Consider the following 15,467-nt stretch of genomic DNA (forward strand, 5'->3'; position numbering starts at 1 on the left):
AAAAAGCGCGGGAGAGCTTTCCAATAAAAGAAAGTCTCCCGCGCTTTTTTGTCGCGGACATTCCATGCCCTGACCTCACGTCATCGGGCACCCCTCGCCGAGAGGCGACATGGGATTCCAAAGGCCCTCGGCCTTTGGCAGGTCCAGGACAGCGTCCTGGTCTCTCCGAAGGAGACCGCCGGTAGGCACTCCCTCCCCAACCTTACACTTCCAACCAGTTCAACCGCCCCCGACTCATATGGGATTTTCATCCTCGTCGGACTCGCTGCAAAACTCGAAAAGGACCTCCAAAAAACACTTGAGAGCTGGGGATTTGTCGTTTTTGCGCCACACGAGTTTGAGGGGGGTATTGTGAACTTCGCCCTGAAAATCGAAAGGGACCATCCGAACGCCATGGGGAAGCACCGCGCGCATCCGTTCCGGGACAAATCCGATTCCCATGCCTGCGGCAATGAGTGAAAGCTTGGTCTGATGCGTTTTGGCTTCTTGGACAATGCGGGGCTGCACACCATATTTGTAATATCGGCCGATCGCCCGATCATACGCATCGGGATAATGCTCTCGGGAAAACATGATGAACGGTTCCTTGTCGATATCCTTGTATCCCGCGAGGGATTTGGTTGCCAGAGGATGGTCGGAATGAACCGCAAGGAAATACCGATCCGCCATGAACGTCTTGGCCTTGAGATGGTAATGATTGGCGTAACAATAATGAGAAAACCCGACATCGAGATCGCCGGCCCGCAAGGCGTTGTTCTGGTCAGAGGACTGCATCTCTCTGATATCCAACATGATACCGGGATATTTCTTACGAAACGCAGTCACTCCCTTGAAAAAATCTGTGTGCAGACCGGAACTGAGAAATCCGACACGTAACTTGCCGATAAGCCCGTCGGCCATCATGTGCATTTTCTCGATTCCCCCTTCGAGGGTCGCAAGGGTATCGCGGGCAATGGCCAAAAACATGCTTCCTTCATCGGTCAAAGACACCTTGCGACTGGTCCGCTCAAGGAGCATGACCCCCAGCTCCTCTTCGAGCCGCTTTATCTGCTGAGAAAGCGGGGGCTGCGCAATGTGACACCGCTCGGCGGCCCGACCAAAATGCAATTCCTCTGCCACTGCGATAAAATACCTGAGTTGTCTGAGTTCCATGATTAAGAGCTACAACATATCAATCGTGGTGTAAATATATATTGGACATATTGATAGCTCCTTTTTTATCGTTGAAACAAACTGAAGGGAGCATCCAATGCACAGGAATTCAAAATTTGAACGGCGTCTTTTGTGGGGAATAATGATAGTTCTACTCAGTGCGGGGATCGGATCGGCAAATCAGACCACCGGGGACACAGCGGTACGCATATGTCCAAATGGAGCGTCTCCGATGGACATGGTGATGGATAAGAAACACACCGTGTATACGGCCTGCGCTCAAACAGGTGAGATATTCTGTTCGACATTTGGCGGGAAGACCGTCCTGTATGCAACGGTGGACGAAACCGCGACGGCACTGGCTGTGGATCATGAACGGATCGTGTATGTCGGAACGCAATCAGGACGAATATTCGCGGTGCGTTTGGATGGCCGGATAGACGAGGTATATCGCGGCACACAACGTATTGTCGGGATAGGGATAGACAGGGATGCGGGTCTGCATATCGCAATGGAAGATGGCACACTGGTGCGGGTGCCCGCAAAAAAACGGCTGGACAGCCAACCGTAATCAGAAATTGAGGGTGTGGACCTTCTTGGCGGTTCGACCTTTGCCACCGGACTGTTTGGTGGAACTGAATATTTTTGGCTCGGCCATCTTCATGAGCTTCGCCGCTTCAGCGTTGAGTGGATTTCGATCCAATGCCGATTTGGCATTGTTGTAGACATCTCCCCATTCGCGTTGGGCAAGATGCAATTTGGCCAGCCTCAAATACAGACTTTCACTCGGCCCGAGCCAACGCATGGCGTCCTTGGTGGCGGCAATGGCCTTCATGGTCTCGTGCATTCCTTCATAACTCAGGATCAAGGCGTTGTGGGCACGGGCGTCGTTGTTCTGTGTCTCCAGGGCCTTGAGCAGATACGGCACGGCCTCGGAGAACATGCCGGACATCGCCATCCTGTTGCCGATATCAGAATTGATACCGTCGATATCCTGAAAATATTCGGAAATCTTCGAATACAATTTGCGCGCTTCAAGCTGATGGCCGGACTGAGCCAGATTGGCGGCCTTGATGAGATTGTCATCCAAGACGCTCAATCGTTTCCGAATCTTGGCCACACGGGCCTTTTCCATGGCTTCCCCAAGCTTCTTATGAAGCCGCATCAACGTCTGATAAAAGGCTTTCTCCTTGCCTTTTTCATACTTCAGTCCTTTGGGGAAAAGCTTTTGCATCATCTTCATCTTGTTCAGATCACGCAGAGCCTCATCCAAATGGGCATGAATCTCGAACTTTTCCGCCCCAAAGACCTGACGGGTCATCAGTCCTCGTATCGCATTTGCCAAACAGCGAAGAGTCCGTAAATAATCACTTTTCTTGGCGTATGCACGGGCACGGGCAATGTCTTCCCGAATTTCCTTGGCAGTCATCTTCACCCCTGAAAAAAACATCGATTTCTCTATCAAATACACTGAGATTCTTACTGAAAGTACTACACGCTCCACATTTTATCAAGCAAGGCCGATGCGACCTTCTTTTTTTTACCGCAGCGTGCCTCCTCAAGGAGTTGACGCACCGTATACGCCCACGCTAGCCTCTTCCATTATATATCGTATCAAGAAGCCTTTCGGAGTTACTTGTGAACAGTTATCTCGTTATTATCGTGGCGTCTCTCATCGTGGCATGGCTGCTCGGCATTCTTTCCAATACCATGAACACACGGGCGTTAACGCCTTCTCTGCCCGAAGAATTCAGTGATGTTTTTGACGCGGAAAAATACCGCCAATCACAAGCGTATACCCGGGCCTCAATGCGCTTTGCCTCCTGGAACGACACATACACCACAGCCATTGTGCTGCTCTTCATCTGGGGCGGAGGATTCCACCTGCTGGATCAGGCGGTCCGTGCGCTTGATCTCTCCGCATTGTCCACGGGTCTCGTGTATATCGGTGCCCTTGCCCTGGCCAGCGGCATCCTGAATCTCCCCTTTGAAACATACCACACTTTCGTGCTCGAAAAAACATTCGGCTTCAATACCACCTCATTGGGCACATTCGTGATGGACCGACTAAAAGGGCTGATCCTGACCGGTGTGATTGGTGGTGTGCTGGTGGCCGCGATTCTTCTCTTTTTCCAAAAAACCGGAAGTTACGGCTGGCTGTATTGTTGGGGATTCGCGGTCCTGTTCTCACTCGGACTCACCTATGTGGCCCCGACCTGGATTCTCCCCCTGTTCAATACCTTCACTCCGCTGAAAGCGGGAGAACTCCGGTCCGCACTGGAAGCGTATGCTGAGTCTGCGGGATTCGAACTGACTGGCATCTTTGTCATAGACGGTTCCAAACGCTCTACCAAAAGTAATGCGTTTTTCACGGGATTCGGCAAACGGCGACGCATTGCCCTCTTTGATACACTTATCAAGGAAATGACCACCGATGAAATCGTGGCTGTCCTGGCCCATGAAGTCGGACACGCCCAATTGGGGCATATCAAAAAACGCCTCTTCACCGGCATCGTCAAAACCGGGGCCGTCTTCTTTCTCATGTCCCTGTTTCTCGATTCGCACCCACTTTTTGACGCCTTTGGCATTAAACAGCCATCCATCTATGCCGGATTGGTCTTTTTCATGTTGCTCTACACGCCGATATCCCTGGTCATGGCCGTGATCTCAAATCGGATGTCACGGACGCACGAATACCAGGCGGACGCCTTTGCCGCGTCAAGTACGGGACACCCGGACAGCCTGATTTCAGCCCTGAAAAAGCTCTCGGCCACCAACCTGTCCAATCTGACCCCACACCCGTTCACGGTCTGGCTTGAATACAGTCACCCGCCGGTCATTGACCGAATCAAGGCGTTGCACTCGCTTCGGCCATAGAAAGTACTCCACAAAAAACGGCGCGCCATGGGACTTCCATGACGCGCCGTCTTTTCGTCCAAAAAAACTGAGAGGCTTTTAGCCCGCAGCACGAGCCGCAACCTTGGCGGCCTCCTCTGCCTTGCCTTGCGCTTCAAGCGTTTCCACAAGCGTCTCCCAATAGGCATCGCTTCCCGGGGACAACGCAGCAGATTGTCGAGCCAGGACCTCGGCAATCTGTGGATCTTCTCCCTGATCGAGATAAAGCTTGGCGAGCATGTGCATGGCCTGATGGTCATTATGATCCGCCTTCAGGGCAAGATGCAGATATTCGCGAGTCCCCTCAACCTCTCCCAACTTGTAGGAAACACGAGCCAACGAGCGATACACCATGCGTTCACCGCCCGGCTGCACAATGGCCTTCTTGTACAACGCGGTCGCTGCGTCCAAACGCCCACCCTTTTCCTCGATCGAACCGAGCCGCACCAAGGAATAGACATGTCCCGGTTCCGCCTTGAGACACTGATGATACGAGGTTGCCGCACGTTTGAGGTCGCCAAGACGATGGTTGGCCCACCCGAGATTGTACAGGGCGAGCACGTCGTTCTTGTCCAGCGACACCACACTCTCGAATTCGTGACGGGCCTCTTCAAAACGACCAAGTTGGCCATAACAAATGCCAAGGGAATTCCGGGCAAGCAAATTGTTCTCGTCAGCCAACAGGGCTTGTTTGAATTCCTCAATCGCCCCGTAAATATCGCCGTCCATGAATTTTCGATCCGCCGACAGATTCATGGAAATCGAATCAAAAACGGCCACGTGCGGTTCGGGCAACAAGAGCGCATGTTCCAGAGCCTTGCGGGAATTTTCAAGAATGTCAGCCCTGTCGAAATTCAAGAAAGGATAATGACTGGCACCGATGGAAATCTTGATTCCCAAGCCGTCCTCAGCCTGTTTCTCTATTTCGAGACACCGTTCAAGCAGGGTCTCCCGGGCGATTCCCTCTTGAAAAAAGATCATACCATTCAGGCCATATCGGCCGCCGGTTGCCGTCTCGCCGAACGCCCCCTGAGCCAGTCTGGCCACATTCATGGCCATCTGATCCATGCCGTCCTGATACCCGTCTGTCTGTTCGTCGGGTTGATCGAGAATGCGAATAAGGATTAATCCAAAGGTTTCAGGCGTCAATCGAGCCTCGGAAAACCAGGAAACAAAATCTGAATATCGGTAAAGTTTGGTGGCTGCATCCGTATTTGGCATACGCTCGTCCTTGACGTCCTCCATATCTGTGAACAGGCTTTCCTCGCCCTCTATCAATTTGAGTCGATCAGACTCTTCAATCGTCCACGCCGCATCGCCAAGATGTAAAATTTCGGCAAATGCCACATCATCCCGAACCTCAACCAGAACAATCTCTCCCTTGAAAGGCGATGGAACCACTGTCTGTCCACCCTTGGGAGCACGCACGAGAAACCGTTGGCCGACCTTGGCCCCTGCTGCTTCGCCCAGAGAAACCATGAGTCTGTTCATGGGCAACACTTCAAGGATACGTCCACCCCGAGCCAGGATGTCAGCATAGCCAAACACCCGGTTCCGACCTTGAGCCTTGGCAACAGCCATGCCTTCACGAGCCTTGCGCACGATCATCCGCGCCTGCTCCGATCCGGTTCGCCGAAATTGCGCCCCTTCAAGCCCCTGCGGGTAACACACGTAGCCGAGACTGCCGGTCACGCGAAGGGTATCGCGGGTCATCTCATCAATGAAAGACAACTTGCTGATACCGGACCGGATGACTTCGGAAAGCTGGAAACACGCACGCGGCTTGGCATCCGGCACCAAAATGGCGAACTTGTCGTTGGCAAAACGGGAGACAGTCGTATATTTGGGGCACACCATATGGAGCAAATGGCCGATTTCCGCAAGGATATCATCGCCCTTCAAATACCCATACCGTTCGTTCACCGGCTGAAAGGTATCCAAATCAAGAAAAAGGACACCAAAGGTCCCGGAAAAGGAAAGATCTGTCGTTCGGGACTCAACCCCACTCCGGCAACTGCCGGCAGCCAGACATCCCTGAACCTGCTCTATGGCCTGTTCCAGTTCTCCAAAAAAGAAATTTCGCGAATACAGACCGGTCAACGGGTCCGTGATCGCCTTCTTGTACAGGGCGAGTTTCTCCAACACAGACCCGGCAAGGGCCATGATGTATTTGGGAGCCGTGGCCGGAGCCGTGAGCCGAACGCCCTTGGCAATAAAAAAGCACAGCATCTTGCCCTGAAACACCAACGGCAGAATCAGTTCCTTGTCCTCGGCCCGATATTCCGGTTCGGGAATGGTCGTGGCTTCCTCGCGGGGGAAAAACAGGCTGTAGGAAGTAAAAGGAAGGAATTCAGCGATACAATCCTTGATGGTATGCTCGAAATCGATCAACTCCTGAGGGGTGAACGAAATGGTCCCATCCGCAAAGATATCTTTTTTTGTCCTCATAATACGGGAGACTACAACGTGACCGTTTTTTTCTCAAACATTAAGTTGCCCCCACCCTCATGGGCTGATCGATATTGACAGGCACACGCCCCAAATCTACGCAAACCGCTGCCGCCCAAGACTCCCCGCTCGACTTGGCGGCTGATTCAACTATATCAATACATCTTGATATAAACATTTTGTTTGACGCCACCCCGCAAATCTGTCAGGTGTTCATCATACTTCGAGAGAGCAATGAAAATATTCACCGATCCAATAGAATTGCAAAAGCACTGCCTGTCATGGCGAAACCAGGGACTGACCATTGGTCTGGTGCCGACAATGGGGTTCCTGCACGACGGGCACCTTTCACTGATCGACATGGCCCGGGCCTCCTGCGACAAGCTGGTTGTCACCCTGTTCGTCAACCCGACACAGTTTGGCGAAAACGAGGACCTCGGCAACTACCCCAGCGATTTCGACGGGGATTGTGCCAAGGCCAAGGCCCATGGCGCAGACCTGATTTTTGCTCCGGCACCGGATGCCATGTATGCCCCGGACCATGCCACATGGGTCACCGTGCCGAGCCTCGGCACCCATTTATGCGGCGCATCACGGCCCGTTCATTTCCGTGGTGTCTGCACGGTCGTCACCAAATTGTTCCAGCTCGTTCAGCCCACCACCGCTGTTTTCGGACAAAAGGACTGGCAACAACTGGCCATTCTCCGACGCATGGTCCGCGACCTGAATATTCCAGTCGAAATCATCGGACATCCCATTGTCCGTGAAGCCGACGGACTGGCTCTCAGCTCCCGCAATGCGTACCTGACCGAATCGGAAAGAGCCGCTGCCCCAGCCATCCGCCAGGGACTGCTTCGCCTCGCCGAAAAAATCCGTGAAGGCGAACGCGACGGCCACAAGGCGACGGAATTTCTCACCAACGAATATGCTTCCACGCTGCCCATGGGGACCGTGGATTATATAGAACTGGTCACACCGGATTCCATTGAACCCGTCACGACCATCACCTCCCCGGTCCTGGCCGCAGTGGCTATCCACCTTGGCAAGGCCCGACTCATAGACAACATTTTGATAGAGGTATGATCGAATGGCTCAACGATGTTTTTTGAGTGCCAAGATCCATGGTGCCACCATTACGTGTGCCAATCTGGAATATAGAGGCAGCCTGTCCATCGATCCCATCCTGATGCAGGAAGTCGGCATTCTCCCCTATGAACAGATTGATGTGTACAACGTCAACAACGGCGAACGGTTGACCACCTACGCCATTTCCGGCGGTCCCGGTGAGATTTGTCTCAACGGAGCAGCCGCCCATAAGGGAAAAGTCGGCCAACGGGTCATCATCGCATCCTACATTTGGTTGGATGAAGACGAAATGAAAACCCGCAAACCACGCGTTATCATAGCTGATGAAAACAACGGCATCGACGAAATTCTCGAGTGCGATCTCACCCCGAATTCATCGACGCTTCTTACAGCAGTATCCTTAAAGGAGGACTCTGATGCAGATTGAAGGCAAGTACCTGTTCACTTCCGAATCCGTGACTGAAGGGCACCCCGACAAAGTCGCCGACCAGATTTCCGACGCCATTCTGGACGCCATTATCGGCCAGGATTCCATGGCCCGCGTTGCCTGCGAAACATTGGTGACAACCGGCATGGCCTTCATTGCTGGTGAGATATCCACCACCGCATATGCAGATTTCCCCGAGATCGTCCGTGCCACCATCAAGGACATCGGATACAACTCCGCCGACACCATGGGATTCGACTGGCAGACCTGCGCTGTCATCTCTGCGGTTGATAAGCAGTCCCCGGATATCGCCCAGGGCGTTGACCGCGCAAAGCCTGAAGAACAGGGAGCGGGTGACCAGGGCATGATGTTTGGCTATGCCACCAACGAAACCCCGACCCTGATGCCGACCCCCATCTACTACGCACATCAGCTGTCCAAACGCCTGACCGACGTTCGCAAACAAGGCATCATCGACTATCTGCGCCCGGACGGGAAAACCCAGGTCTGCGTTGAGTTCGACAACGGCAAACCCGTGCGCATCGACAACGTCGTGGTCTCCTCTCAGCACGCCGAGGGCATCGAATTGGCCGATCTTCAGGCCGCCATCAAGGAAGAGGTCATCATGAAGACCCTCCCTGAATCGCTCATCGACGAAAATCTCAAGACATATATCAATCCCACAGGCCGTTTCGTCATTGGTGGCCCAGTTGGTGACTGCGGCCTGACTGGACGCAAGATCATCAACGACACCTATGGTGGAGCCGGTGGTCACGGTGGTGGCGCATTCTCTGGTAAAGACCCGTCCAAGGTGGACCGCTCCGGTGCCTACATGGCTCGGTACGTCGCCAAGAACGTGGTCGCTTCCGGTCTGGCCGCCCAATGCGAAGTCCAGATCGCCTACGCCATCGGCGTCGCTGATCCCGTTTCCGTAGTCGTGTCCTCACGCGGCACCGGCCAGGTTTCCGACGAACAGTTGACCAAGGCCGTCACCGAAGTCTTTGACATGCGTCCCTATTACATTCTGGAACGCCTGAACCTGCGCCGTCCCATTTTCCAAAAATCCACCAACTACGGTCACTTTGGCCGCGAGTTGCCTGAATTCACCTGGGAACAGACCGACGCTGTTGACGATCTCCGCACTGCCTGCAAGATCTAAGGACAAAACACATCAGATACACGCCCGGTCCGACACTGTCGGACCGGGCTTTTTTTTAGCGATACGTGTCACTGTGCGTCATGATTTGACCCACTTCATTCCTGCCAGCCTTTTTCCTCGACCACCATCTCATACAAAATCAAGCCCCCGCTCCACACAATTGTTGACATTGCAACAATTGTCCCCTAAAAACCATTTCTCACGAGAACAATTAACATGTCAACAAAAGGTTCACATGACCGATCACGACACACGCCGCAGCACAAGTCTGGGGTATAGAATCAGTCGTCTTTCCCGACTCAACAGTTGTCTTCTTGATGCCTGGCTTGAAAAACACGGTCTGTGTTCCGGACAAATCCCCTACATCATCTCCACCGTGGAAAAAGAAGGGCAAACCCAAGAAACCCTCTCGACACTCATTAGCGTGTGTCCAGCCGCAACAGCCCGCATGTTGAAAAACATGGAGGCTTCGGAATTGGTCATACGAAAGGGAAATCCAAACAATCGGCGACAGAAACTGGTCTATCCCACAGAAAAGGCCAAAGAGTTGTACACTGTCCTGATCCCACTGCTCGACACCCACAACCACGTCATGTTCAACGGATTTTCCCACGCGGAAAGGGTCCAGGCACGCACAATGCTTGACCGCATTTATGACAATGTTCACAGCAAACTCAAGGAAGTGAAAAATACATGATTTCGGAAAAAGAACGCACCGCAGGACTTTGGGCCATTACCATTACCCAATTTTCGTTGGTGTTCATGCTTTCATCCGTTGCCGTGGCTGTCCCGTCACTTGGCAAGGAATTCGGCGCAACCGCCGCACAACTCGGATTGGTCGAATCAGGATATATCGCGGCAGTGACCATGCTATTGTTCCCTGTGACCCGATTGGCCGACATGACGGGACGCGGATTCATCTTTGCCATGGGCATGGCCGTATTCACCACCATCAGTCTGATCCTGCCCCTGTCCGAATCTATCGAGCAATTCATCCTGCTCCGCGTCTTTCAAGGGGCTGGCGGCGCAATGATGGTCACCACAGGGCTGGCCATTCTTGCTGATCTTTTCACCGGCCAAAAACGGTCCATGGCCCTGGGCATTGCCTCGGCAGGTATCTATGTCGGCCTTTCCGCCGGGCCATGGCTCGGTGGCATTATCGCTTCAGCCATGGGCTGGCGAGCCATATTCTACATCAGTGCCATTCCGTGTTTTCTCTGCCTCGTCGTCACAATTTTCGCGCTCCCGGTCAAACCGAAACGCACCCCCTGCCCTCCGTTTGACTGGGGTGGCGCGATCCTCATTGCCATCGGCATGGTCATGCTTTCCCAAGGTGGTTCACTTTTTGACACGACCGCAGGCAAAATAATGCTATCCGTGGGGATCATCGCCCTCATTGCCTTCGTGCTCTGGGAAAAGCATGTCAAGGCACCCCTGCTGGACATGACGCTCATTCAGACCAATCACTCATTTGCTTTGGGGAGCATGGTCCAGTTCATCAGCTATGCCTCGACCTTTGGGGTGACATTTCTGCTTTCGCTTTATCTTCAGATTGCCCAAGGCATGACGCCAGGCCAGGCCGGAACCATCCTCATGGCCCAGCCCCTCATGCAGACGCTCTTCTCGCCGATCAGTGGAAAATTATGTCAACGATGGGCAGCACATCATATCGCAACCGTAGGAATGCTTCTTGCGACAGCAGGACTAGGCGCAGCCATTTTCGTGGGAGATCAAGCGACATTGTGGCATATTCTCGCCATCCTCGGACTCTGCGGATCAGGCAGTGCCATTTTTGCGACGGCCAACACGGCGGTCATCATGGGTGCTGTTGAAAAGGAACATTACGGTATCGCCTCGGCCATGGTTGCCGGAATGCGGACCACCGGCATGACCATCAGTCTGGTCTTCATCAGCGCAGTTCTGGCCAGCATGGTCGGTCCCTCCGACCTGCATACGGAAAGTGCTCCCCTGTTCATCAAGGCCATGCATCTTTCCTTTATTGTCCTGACGAGTTTCAACGTCCTTGGCATCGTGTTATCAGCCCGGGCCAAACTCAAGCATCAATAAAAAAACCGCCGCCATCAACTGATGGCGGCGGTTTTTTCTCATCGGCTCGGCCGCGTATCCCGTTCTTCTTGAATTCGCTGCATTTCCACTGAAAATCGTTCGGCAAGCTCCTTGCCTCTGCTCCCGAGCTTTTTGGCAAACACAAAATACATGGGCAGTTGAGGAAAGGGCAAGACGATTTTGACCTGCTTCCCTCCTGGCAACCGATCCAGATAATACGTCCCTAATTGCCTATATCCCAAACCAAGATCAAACCGACGCTCCACAAGCATCTTGTATAAGGTCTCTCCATCCTTGACAAAATGAATATTCCCAGCCACGGAATCCAGAACACCTTCACCGTACCGATACCCTCGGATCACTCCGATATTCAACCCTTTGGTCTCTGCCAAAGATGACACACAGACACCGCTGTTCACATGGGCAAACAAGGCCGGTCCATCAAAAAAATGTGCCAAAGTCGGATAATGAAGATATTTTTCTCGTTCCTCAGTCTTCACGACACTCAAAATGCCATCGACACCCCGAAATGCCACTTCCTGAATAGCACGAACAAATGGTTGCTTGACGAAAATCGGCGTCACTCCCAAACGACGACCAGCCTCACGCACACGGTCGATAACGTCCCCGCGCGCCTCTCCGTTTTCCGTATAGTTCAATGGAGGGTATTCATCATACGCCACCACAACGTCTTCTGCCCAAACCGGACAGGCAGTAATCAGCATACACAAAATGCAATATAGAAAAACCCTGTAAACTACAGCTCTATACATATATTAAGTATGCGGGAACATTCGCGATATGTCAAACATCGGTGACGCTGCCATTTGAGTATCATACGATGCTTTACGCGGATTAATTCCAAAAGAATCGGCCTGTCCGGGGCACGACAGGAAAGATGTCATGAACCAAGACAGGCCGAAGGGGTGGGGGTGGAGGTATGGCCTTTGTTCTCTCCCTCAAGAGAACCGGGAGTCAGGGAGCACCTTCTCCCGGCCATTCAAAGTGCCTCTCTCTTTACAAGATACCGTCCTCCCCTGTTCGAATGCGCAAGGCCTTGGACAGCTCCTGCACAAAAATCACACCATCGCCCTCGTTGCCGGTCTGTCCGGCTGACTGAATCGCCTCAATGGTCGAAACTTCAAAATCGTCATTCACCCCGATCTCCAGACGGACTTTTTTCAACAGATTCACTTCCATCTGCACCCCGCGATAGGTCTCGGTGAACCCTTTCTGTCGGCCCGATCCAAGGATATTGGTGACAGACAGGGAATAGACTTCCCGGGCGTACAGTGCCTGCTTCACGACATTCAATCTTTCAGGTCTGATATAGGCTATAATAAGTTTCATTTCGTCTTCTCCTCGTAAAATATCCGATGTGGTGATTCCTTCTTTCTCATCATTGACTCGTTGGCTATTCGTTGGAAAAAAGCTGGAATCCATTATATGATTCAGAACCGTGTTCCGCGATATCCAATCCTTTCAATTCATCCGCCTTCCCGGCCCTGAGTCCGAAAATGGCCTTGATGCCCATCATGAGCAGCAACCCGCAGCCAAAGGCCCAGACAAAGAACGTCCCGACACCGATCAACTGTACGCCAAGCTGTGCCACACCGCCGCCGAAGAACAGTCCTCCATCGACATTGAATAGGCCGCAGGCAATGGTTCCCCAGGCACCGCAGACACCGTGAACAGAGGTGGCCCCCACCGGGTCATCGATTTTGAGCACCGTGTCGATGAACTCGATGGACAGGACCACCAGCACACCGGCAATCGCACCGATACACACGGATGAGACCGGAGAAACAGTGGCGCATCCCGCCGTGATACCGACCAGACCGGCCAATGCACCGTTAAAGGTCATGGAGATGTCGGGTTTTCCATATCTGAGATAGGACACGGCCATGGCTCCGAGCACACCAGCACAGGCAGCGAGTGACGTATTCATGGCAATCAGTCCGATGGTGTTATCAGCCGTGGTCGTGGACCCGGCATTGAAACCGAACCATCCAAACCAGAGCAGGAAAACACCCAGACCAGCCAACGGAATGTTATGTCCGGGAATAGCCCTGGTCGAGCCGTCTTCACCATACTTGCCGAGACGAGGGCCAAGAACGATAGCTCCAGCCAAGGCAATCCATCCACCCACGGAGTGAACCACGGAAGACCCAGCGAAATCACAGAACCCGAGCCGTTCCAACCACCCGGCACCATCATCGCCCAACCACAGTGATCCCCACGCCCAATGACCGGAAATGGGATAAATCACCCCGGTAATCACGATTGAGACCAGGATATAGCTCGAAAACTTCGTTCGTTCGGCCATCCCACCAGACACGATCGTCGCCGCAGTGGCCGCAAACACGGACTGGAAGAACCAGAAGGTATAGGTCCACATCATGTCACCGTCACCGACGCCAGTCAGGCCAAACCCGGAGGAACCGAACACCCCACCAACGTCAAGGCCGAACATGAGCGCAAAACCGAACAGGAAAAAGATGATCGATCCCACGGAAAAATCCAGGAAGTTTTTCATCATGATATTCCCGGCGGACTTGGCGCGGGTAAACCCGGCCTCCACACAACCGAACCCGGCCTGCATCAACATCACGAGACACGCTGCGATCAGCGTCCACAGAATGTTGGCATTTGACTGAGTGAGATATTCCACCTCTTCCGCATGGGCAAAAGACGGGGCAAAAATCGCGGCCATGACAACCGCTCCGAGCACAAGCCGTCCAGTGACATGGGTCGGGGTCTTTTTCAAAAACATTGGGTACTCCTCGTTTCGTAAAAATCGTTGCTCACCAAGCACCCTCTATCAAGACCTGTGCCAAAGGTGATTTGTCTTGCTATTTATGTAAAATTAGCTTTTTCCTCTTTAAATTTTATCGTCACATTTTACGTTTTCGTCATTTGACGCAGCCAGCTTCGCTCAAAAATGACATAAATGGTAAAACACGACTTGCTCCCTCAACCACATTCACCATGCTCCCAAAACCTACTTTTCCTGCACGACCCATTACATATATATTCACTCCATGACGACCCATTGCAGGTCAACACACACCAGGTGCAACACCAGCCGAAAAACAGCCAAAAAAAGTGACCGCAGGTCATCATTTTTGACTGTTTTCTTTTAAAATGCTGATATCATTGGGAATCTTTTTGTTGACAGATCGCCATTCGCTGTGTAGCTAATAAGGCATGAATTCCACAACTGTCTTTAACGCATCCTTTTCCAACTTTACCTTTTGGTATTGGTATAGCCACGCTCGTGGTCTTGGGAGAGGTACGTTGTAGCCAGACGGTGGATACAAACTGAATACAACCTCTTCAAGGGCCGCGGGCATAAGCCGGCGGCCCTTGTTTTTTGCTCGTCGGTGGAAAGCCCGCTCTGTGAAGGGACAACCGCAAGGAGAACGAAATGCACATTGGTAAAGCCATCAGGCTGGAACGAATTTTCAATCGGAATACGGGTCGGACAATCGTCATCCCCATGGATCATGGCGTCACCGTCGGTCCCATCGACGGTCTGGTCAACATGCGTGATGCCGTAGGTAAAGTGGTTGATGGCGGAGCCAACGCGGTCATCGAACACAAAGGGCTGGTTCGCTGCGGTCACCGTGCCCAAGGCAGAGACATCGGCCTCATCGTCCACCTGTCCGCGTCCACGTCCCTGTCCCCCTTCCCCAATGCGAAAACCTTGGTTGCCAGTGTGGAAGACGCGGTTCGACTCGGTGCGGACGCGGTGTCGATCCACTGCAATTTAGGTGACGAGACCGAGGCTGCCATGCTCAACGACTTTGGCAAAATGGCCTCAGACGCCGCCAATTGGGGAATGCCGCTGCTGGCCATGGTCTACGCTCGCGGTCCCAAGATCCCGAATGAATTCGACGCGAATGTGGTCGCGCATTGTGCCCGGGTCGGAACCGAACTCGGTGCGGACGTGGTCAAGGTACCGTACACCGGCGATATAGACACCTTTGCCCATGTGTGCGACTCTTGTTGCATTCCTGTTGTTATCGCAGGTGGACCGAAGCTCGACAACACCACGGACTTCCTCCAGATGGTCCACGACTCGATCAAGGCCGGTGGCGCAGGGTTGTCCGTCGGGCGCAACGTTTTCCAACACAAGAACCCGACACGTCTGGTCGAGGCATTGAACATGATCGTTCACGAAGACAAAACAGTGGCAGCCGCCCTCACGCATCTTAACGGATAACGGTACAA

The 15,467-nt window shown here is 53.0% G+C and carries 14 protein-coding genes; 8 read left to right on the top strand and 6 right to left on the bottom strand.

The features are described from left to right. Nucleotides 1-234: 234 nt before the first annotated feature. Nucleotides 235-1,152 (bottom strand): LysR family transcriptional regulator, encoded by a 918-nt coding sequence (locus tag GO013_RS08050; protein ID WP_163809964.1) that lies wholly within the window; start codon nt 1,150-1,152, stop codon nt 235-237. A gap of 244 nt (nt 1,153-1,396) precedes the next feature. Between GO013_RS08050 and GO013_RS08055 the strand changes: the two genes are divergently transcribed. Continuing rightward, nucleotides 1,397-1,723: a hypothetical protein gene (locus GO013_RS08055; RefSeq protein WP_163809966.1), complete on the top strand. Its 327-nt coding sequence runs from the start codon at nt 1,397-1,399 to the stop codon at nt 1,721-1,723. Here GO013_RS08055 and GO013_RS08060 read toward each other — a convergent pair whose 3' ends face one another. Further along, on the bottom strand, nt 1,724-2,581 hold the full coding sequence (locus GO013_RS08060) for a hypothetical protein (protein ID WP_239057793.1): 858 nt from the start codon (nt 2,579-2,581) through the stop codon (nt 1,724-1,726). Nucleotides 2,582-2,790: 209 nt separating this feature from the next. Here GO013_RS08060 and GO013_RS08065 point away from each other — a divergent pair, with 209 nt between their 5' ends. Then, complete coding sequence (locus GO013_RS08065) at nt 2,791-4,029, top strand: M48 family metallopeptidase (RefSeq protein ID WP_163809971.1); 1,239 nt, start codon at nt 2,791-2,793, stop codon at nt 4,027-4,029. A gap of 78 nt (nt 4,030-4,107) precedes the next feature. On the opposite strand, the gene GO013_RS08070 is transcribed toward GO013_RS08065, so the two are convergent. Further along, on the bottom strand, nt 4,108-6,495 hold the full coding sequence (locus GO013_RS08070; RefSeq protein ID WP_163809973.1) for a diguanylate cyclase: 2,388 nt from the start codon (nt 6,493-6,495) through the stop codon (nt 4,108-4,110). A 234-nt stretch (nt 6,496-6,729) separates the two neighbouring features. Here GO013_RS08070 and panC point away from each other — a divergent pair, with 234 nt between their 5' ends. The 5 genes from panC to GO013_RS08095 all read left to right on the top strand — a co-directional run bounded on the left by panC (nt 6,730) and on the right by GO013_RS08095 (nt 11,234). Beyond that, nucleotides 6,730-7,578, top strand: a complete 849-nt coding sequence (gene panC, locus GO013_RS08075; protein WP_163809974.1) for a pantoate--beta-alanine ligase — start codon at nt 6,730-6,732, stop codon at nt 7,576-7,578. A 4-nt stretch (nt 7,579-7,582) separates the two neighbouring features. Further along, nucleotides 7,583-8,008 (top strand): aspartate 1-decarboxylase, encoded by a 426-nt coding sequence (gene panD, locus GO013_RS08080; protein WP_163809976.1) that lies wholly within the window; start codon nt 7,583-7,585, stop codon nt 8,006-8,008. Beyond that, nucleotides 7,995-9,167, top strand: a complete 1,173-nt coding sequence (gene metK / locus GO013_RS08085; RefSeq protein WP_163810201.1) for a methionine adenosyltransferase — start codon at nt 7,995-7,997, stop codon at nt 9,165-9,167. The genes panD and metK overlap by 14 nt, the downstream gene beginning before the upstream one ends. A 235-nt stretch (nt 9,168-9,402) precedes the next feature. Further along, the gene (locus GO013_RS08090; protein WP_163809978.1) at nt 9,403-9,864 is read left to right on the top strand and encodes a MarR family transcriptional regulator; all 462 of its coding nucleotides are present in this window, start codon (nt 9,403-9,405) and stop codon (nt 9,862-9,864) included. Next, a complete protein-coding gene (locus tag GO013_RS08095) occupies nt 9,861-11,234 on the top strand; it encodes an MFS transporter (protein WP_163809980.1) in 1,374 nt (457 codons plus the stop codon). Before GO013_RS08090 ends, GO013_RS08095 begins: the two co-directional genes overlap by 4 nt. A gap of 38 nt (nt 11,235-11,272) precedes the next feature. On the opposite strand, the gene GO013_RS08100 is transcribed toward GO013_RS08095, so the two are convergent. From GO013_RS08100 to GO013_RS08110, 3 genes are all read right to left on the bottom strand, one after another. Beyond that, complete coding sequence (locus tag GO013_RS08100; protein WP_163809981.1) at nt 11,273-11,959, bottom strand: transporter substrate-binding domain-containing protein; 687 nt, start codon at nt 11,957-11,959, stop codon at nt 11,273-11,275. Nucleotides 11,960-12,251: 292 nt separating this feature from the next. Continuing rightward, on the bottom strand, nt 12,252-12,584 hold the full coding sequence (locus GO013_RS08105) for a P-II family nitrogen regulator (protein ID WP_163809983.1): 333 nt from the start codon (nt 12,582-12,584) through the stop codon (nt 12,252-12,254). A 64-nt stretch (nt 12,585-12,648) separates the two neighbouring features. After that, nucleotides 12,649-14,007 (bottom strand): ammonium transporter, encoded by a 1,359-nt coding sequence (locus GO013_RS08110; protein WP_163809984.1) that lies wholly within the window; start codon nt 14,005-14,007, stop codon nt 12,649-12,651. 654 nt (nt 14,008-14,661) lie between these two features. Here GO013_RS08110 and GO013_RS08115 point away from each other — a divergent pair. After that, on the top strand, nt 14,662-15,459 hold the full coding sequence (locus GO013_RS08115; protein WP_163809987.1) for a 2-amino-3,7-dideoxy-D-threo-hept-6-ulosonate synthase: 798 nt from the start codon (nt 14,662-14,664) through the stop codon (nt 15,457-15,459). Nucleotides 15,460-15,467: the final 8 nt, after the last annotated feature.

The organism is Pseudodesulfovibrio sp. JC047 (assembly GCF_010468615.1).
Lineage (GTDB): Bacteria > Desulfobacterota > Desulfovibrionia > Desulfovibrionales > Desulfovibrionaceae > Pseudodesulfovibrio.

Bases quoted from the DNA above. Each gene is read 5' to 3' on its own strand.
- GO013_RS08110 (WP_163809984.1), bottom strand. From the start codon at position 14,007: ATGTTTTTGAAAAAGACCCCGACCCATGTCACTGGACGGCTTGTGCTC.
- GO013_RS08070 (WP_163809973.1), bottom strand. From the start codon at position 6,495: ATGAGGACAAAAAAAGATATCTTTGCGGATGGGACCATTTCGTTCACC.
- GO013_RS08095 (WP_163809980.1), top strand. From the start codon at position 9,861: ATGATTTCGGAAAAAGAACGCACCGCAGGACTTTGGGCCATTACCATT.
- GO013_RS08060 (WP_239057793.1), bottom strand. From the start codon at position 2,581: ATGACTGCCAAGGAAATTCGGGAAGACATTGCCCGTGCCCGTGCATAC.
- GO013_RS08090 (WP_163809978.1), top strand. From the start codon at position 9,403: ATGACCGATCACGACACACGCCGCAGCACAAGTCTGGGGTATAGAATC.
- GO013_RS08105 (WP_163809983.1), bottom strand. From the start codon at position 12,584: ATGAAACTTATTATAGCCTATATCAGACCTGAAAGATTGAATGTCGTG.
- panD (WP_163809976.1), top strand. From the start codon at position 7,583: ATGGCTCAACGATGTTTTTTGAGTGCCAAGATCCATGGTGCCACCATT.
- panC (WP_163809974.1), top strand. From the start codon at position 6,730: ATGAAAATATTCACCGATCCAATAGAATTGCAAAAGCACTGCCTGTCA.
- GO013_RS08050 (WP_163809964.1), bottom strand. From the start codon at position 1,152: ATGGAACTCAGACAACTCAGGTATTTTATCGCAGTGGCAGAGGAATTG.
- GO013_RS08100 (WP_163809981.1), bottom strand. From the start codon at position 11,959: ATGCTGATTACTGCCTGTCCGGTTTGGGCAGAAGACGTTGTGGTGGCG.
- GO013_RS08055 (WP_163809966.1), top strand. From the start codon at position 1,397: ATGGATAAGAAACACACCGTGTATACGGCCTGCGCTCAAACAGGTGAG.
- GO013_RS08115 (WP_163809987.1), top strand. From the start codon at position 14,662: ATGCACATTGGTAAAGCCATCAGGCTGGAACGAATTTTCAATCGGAAT.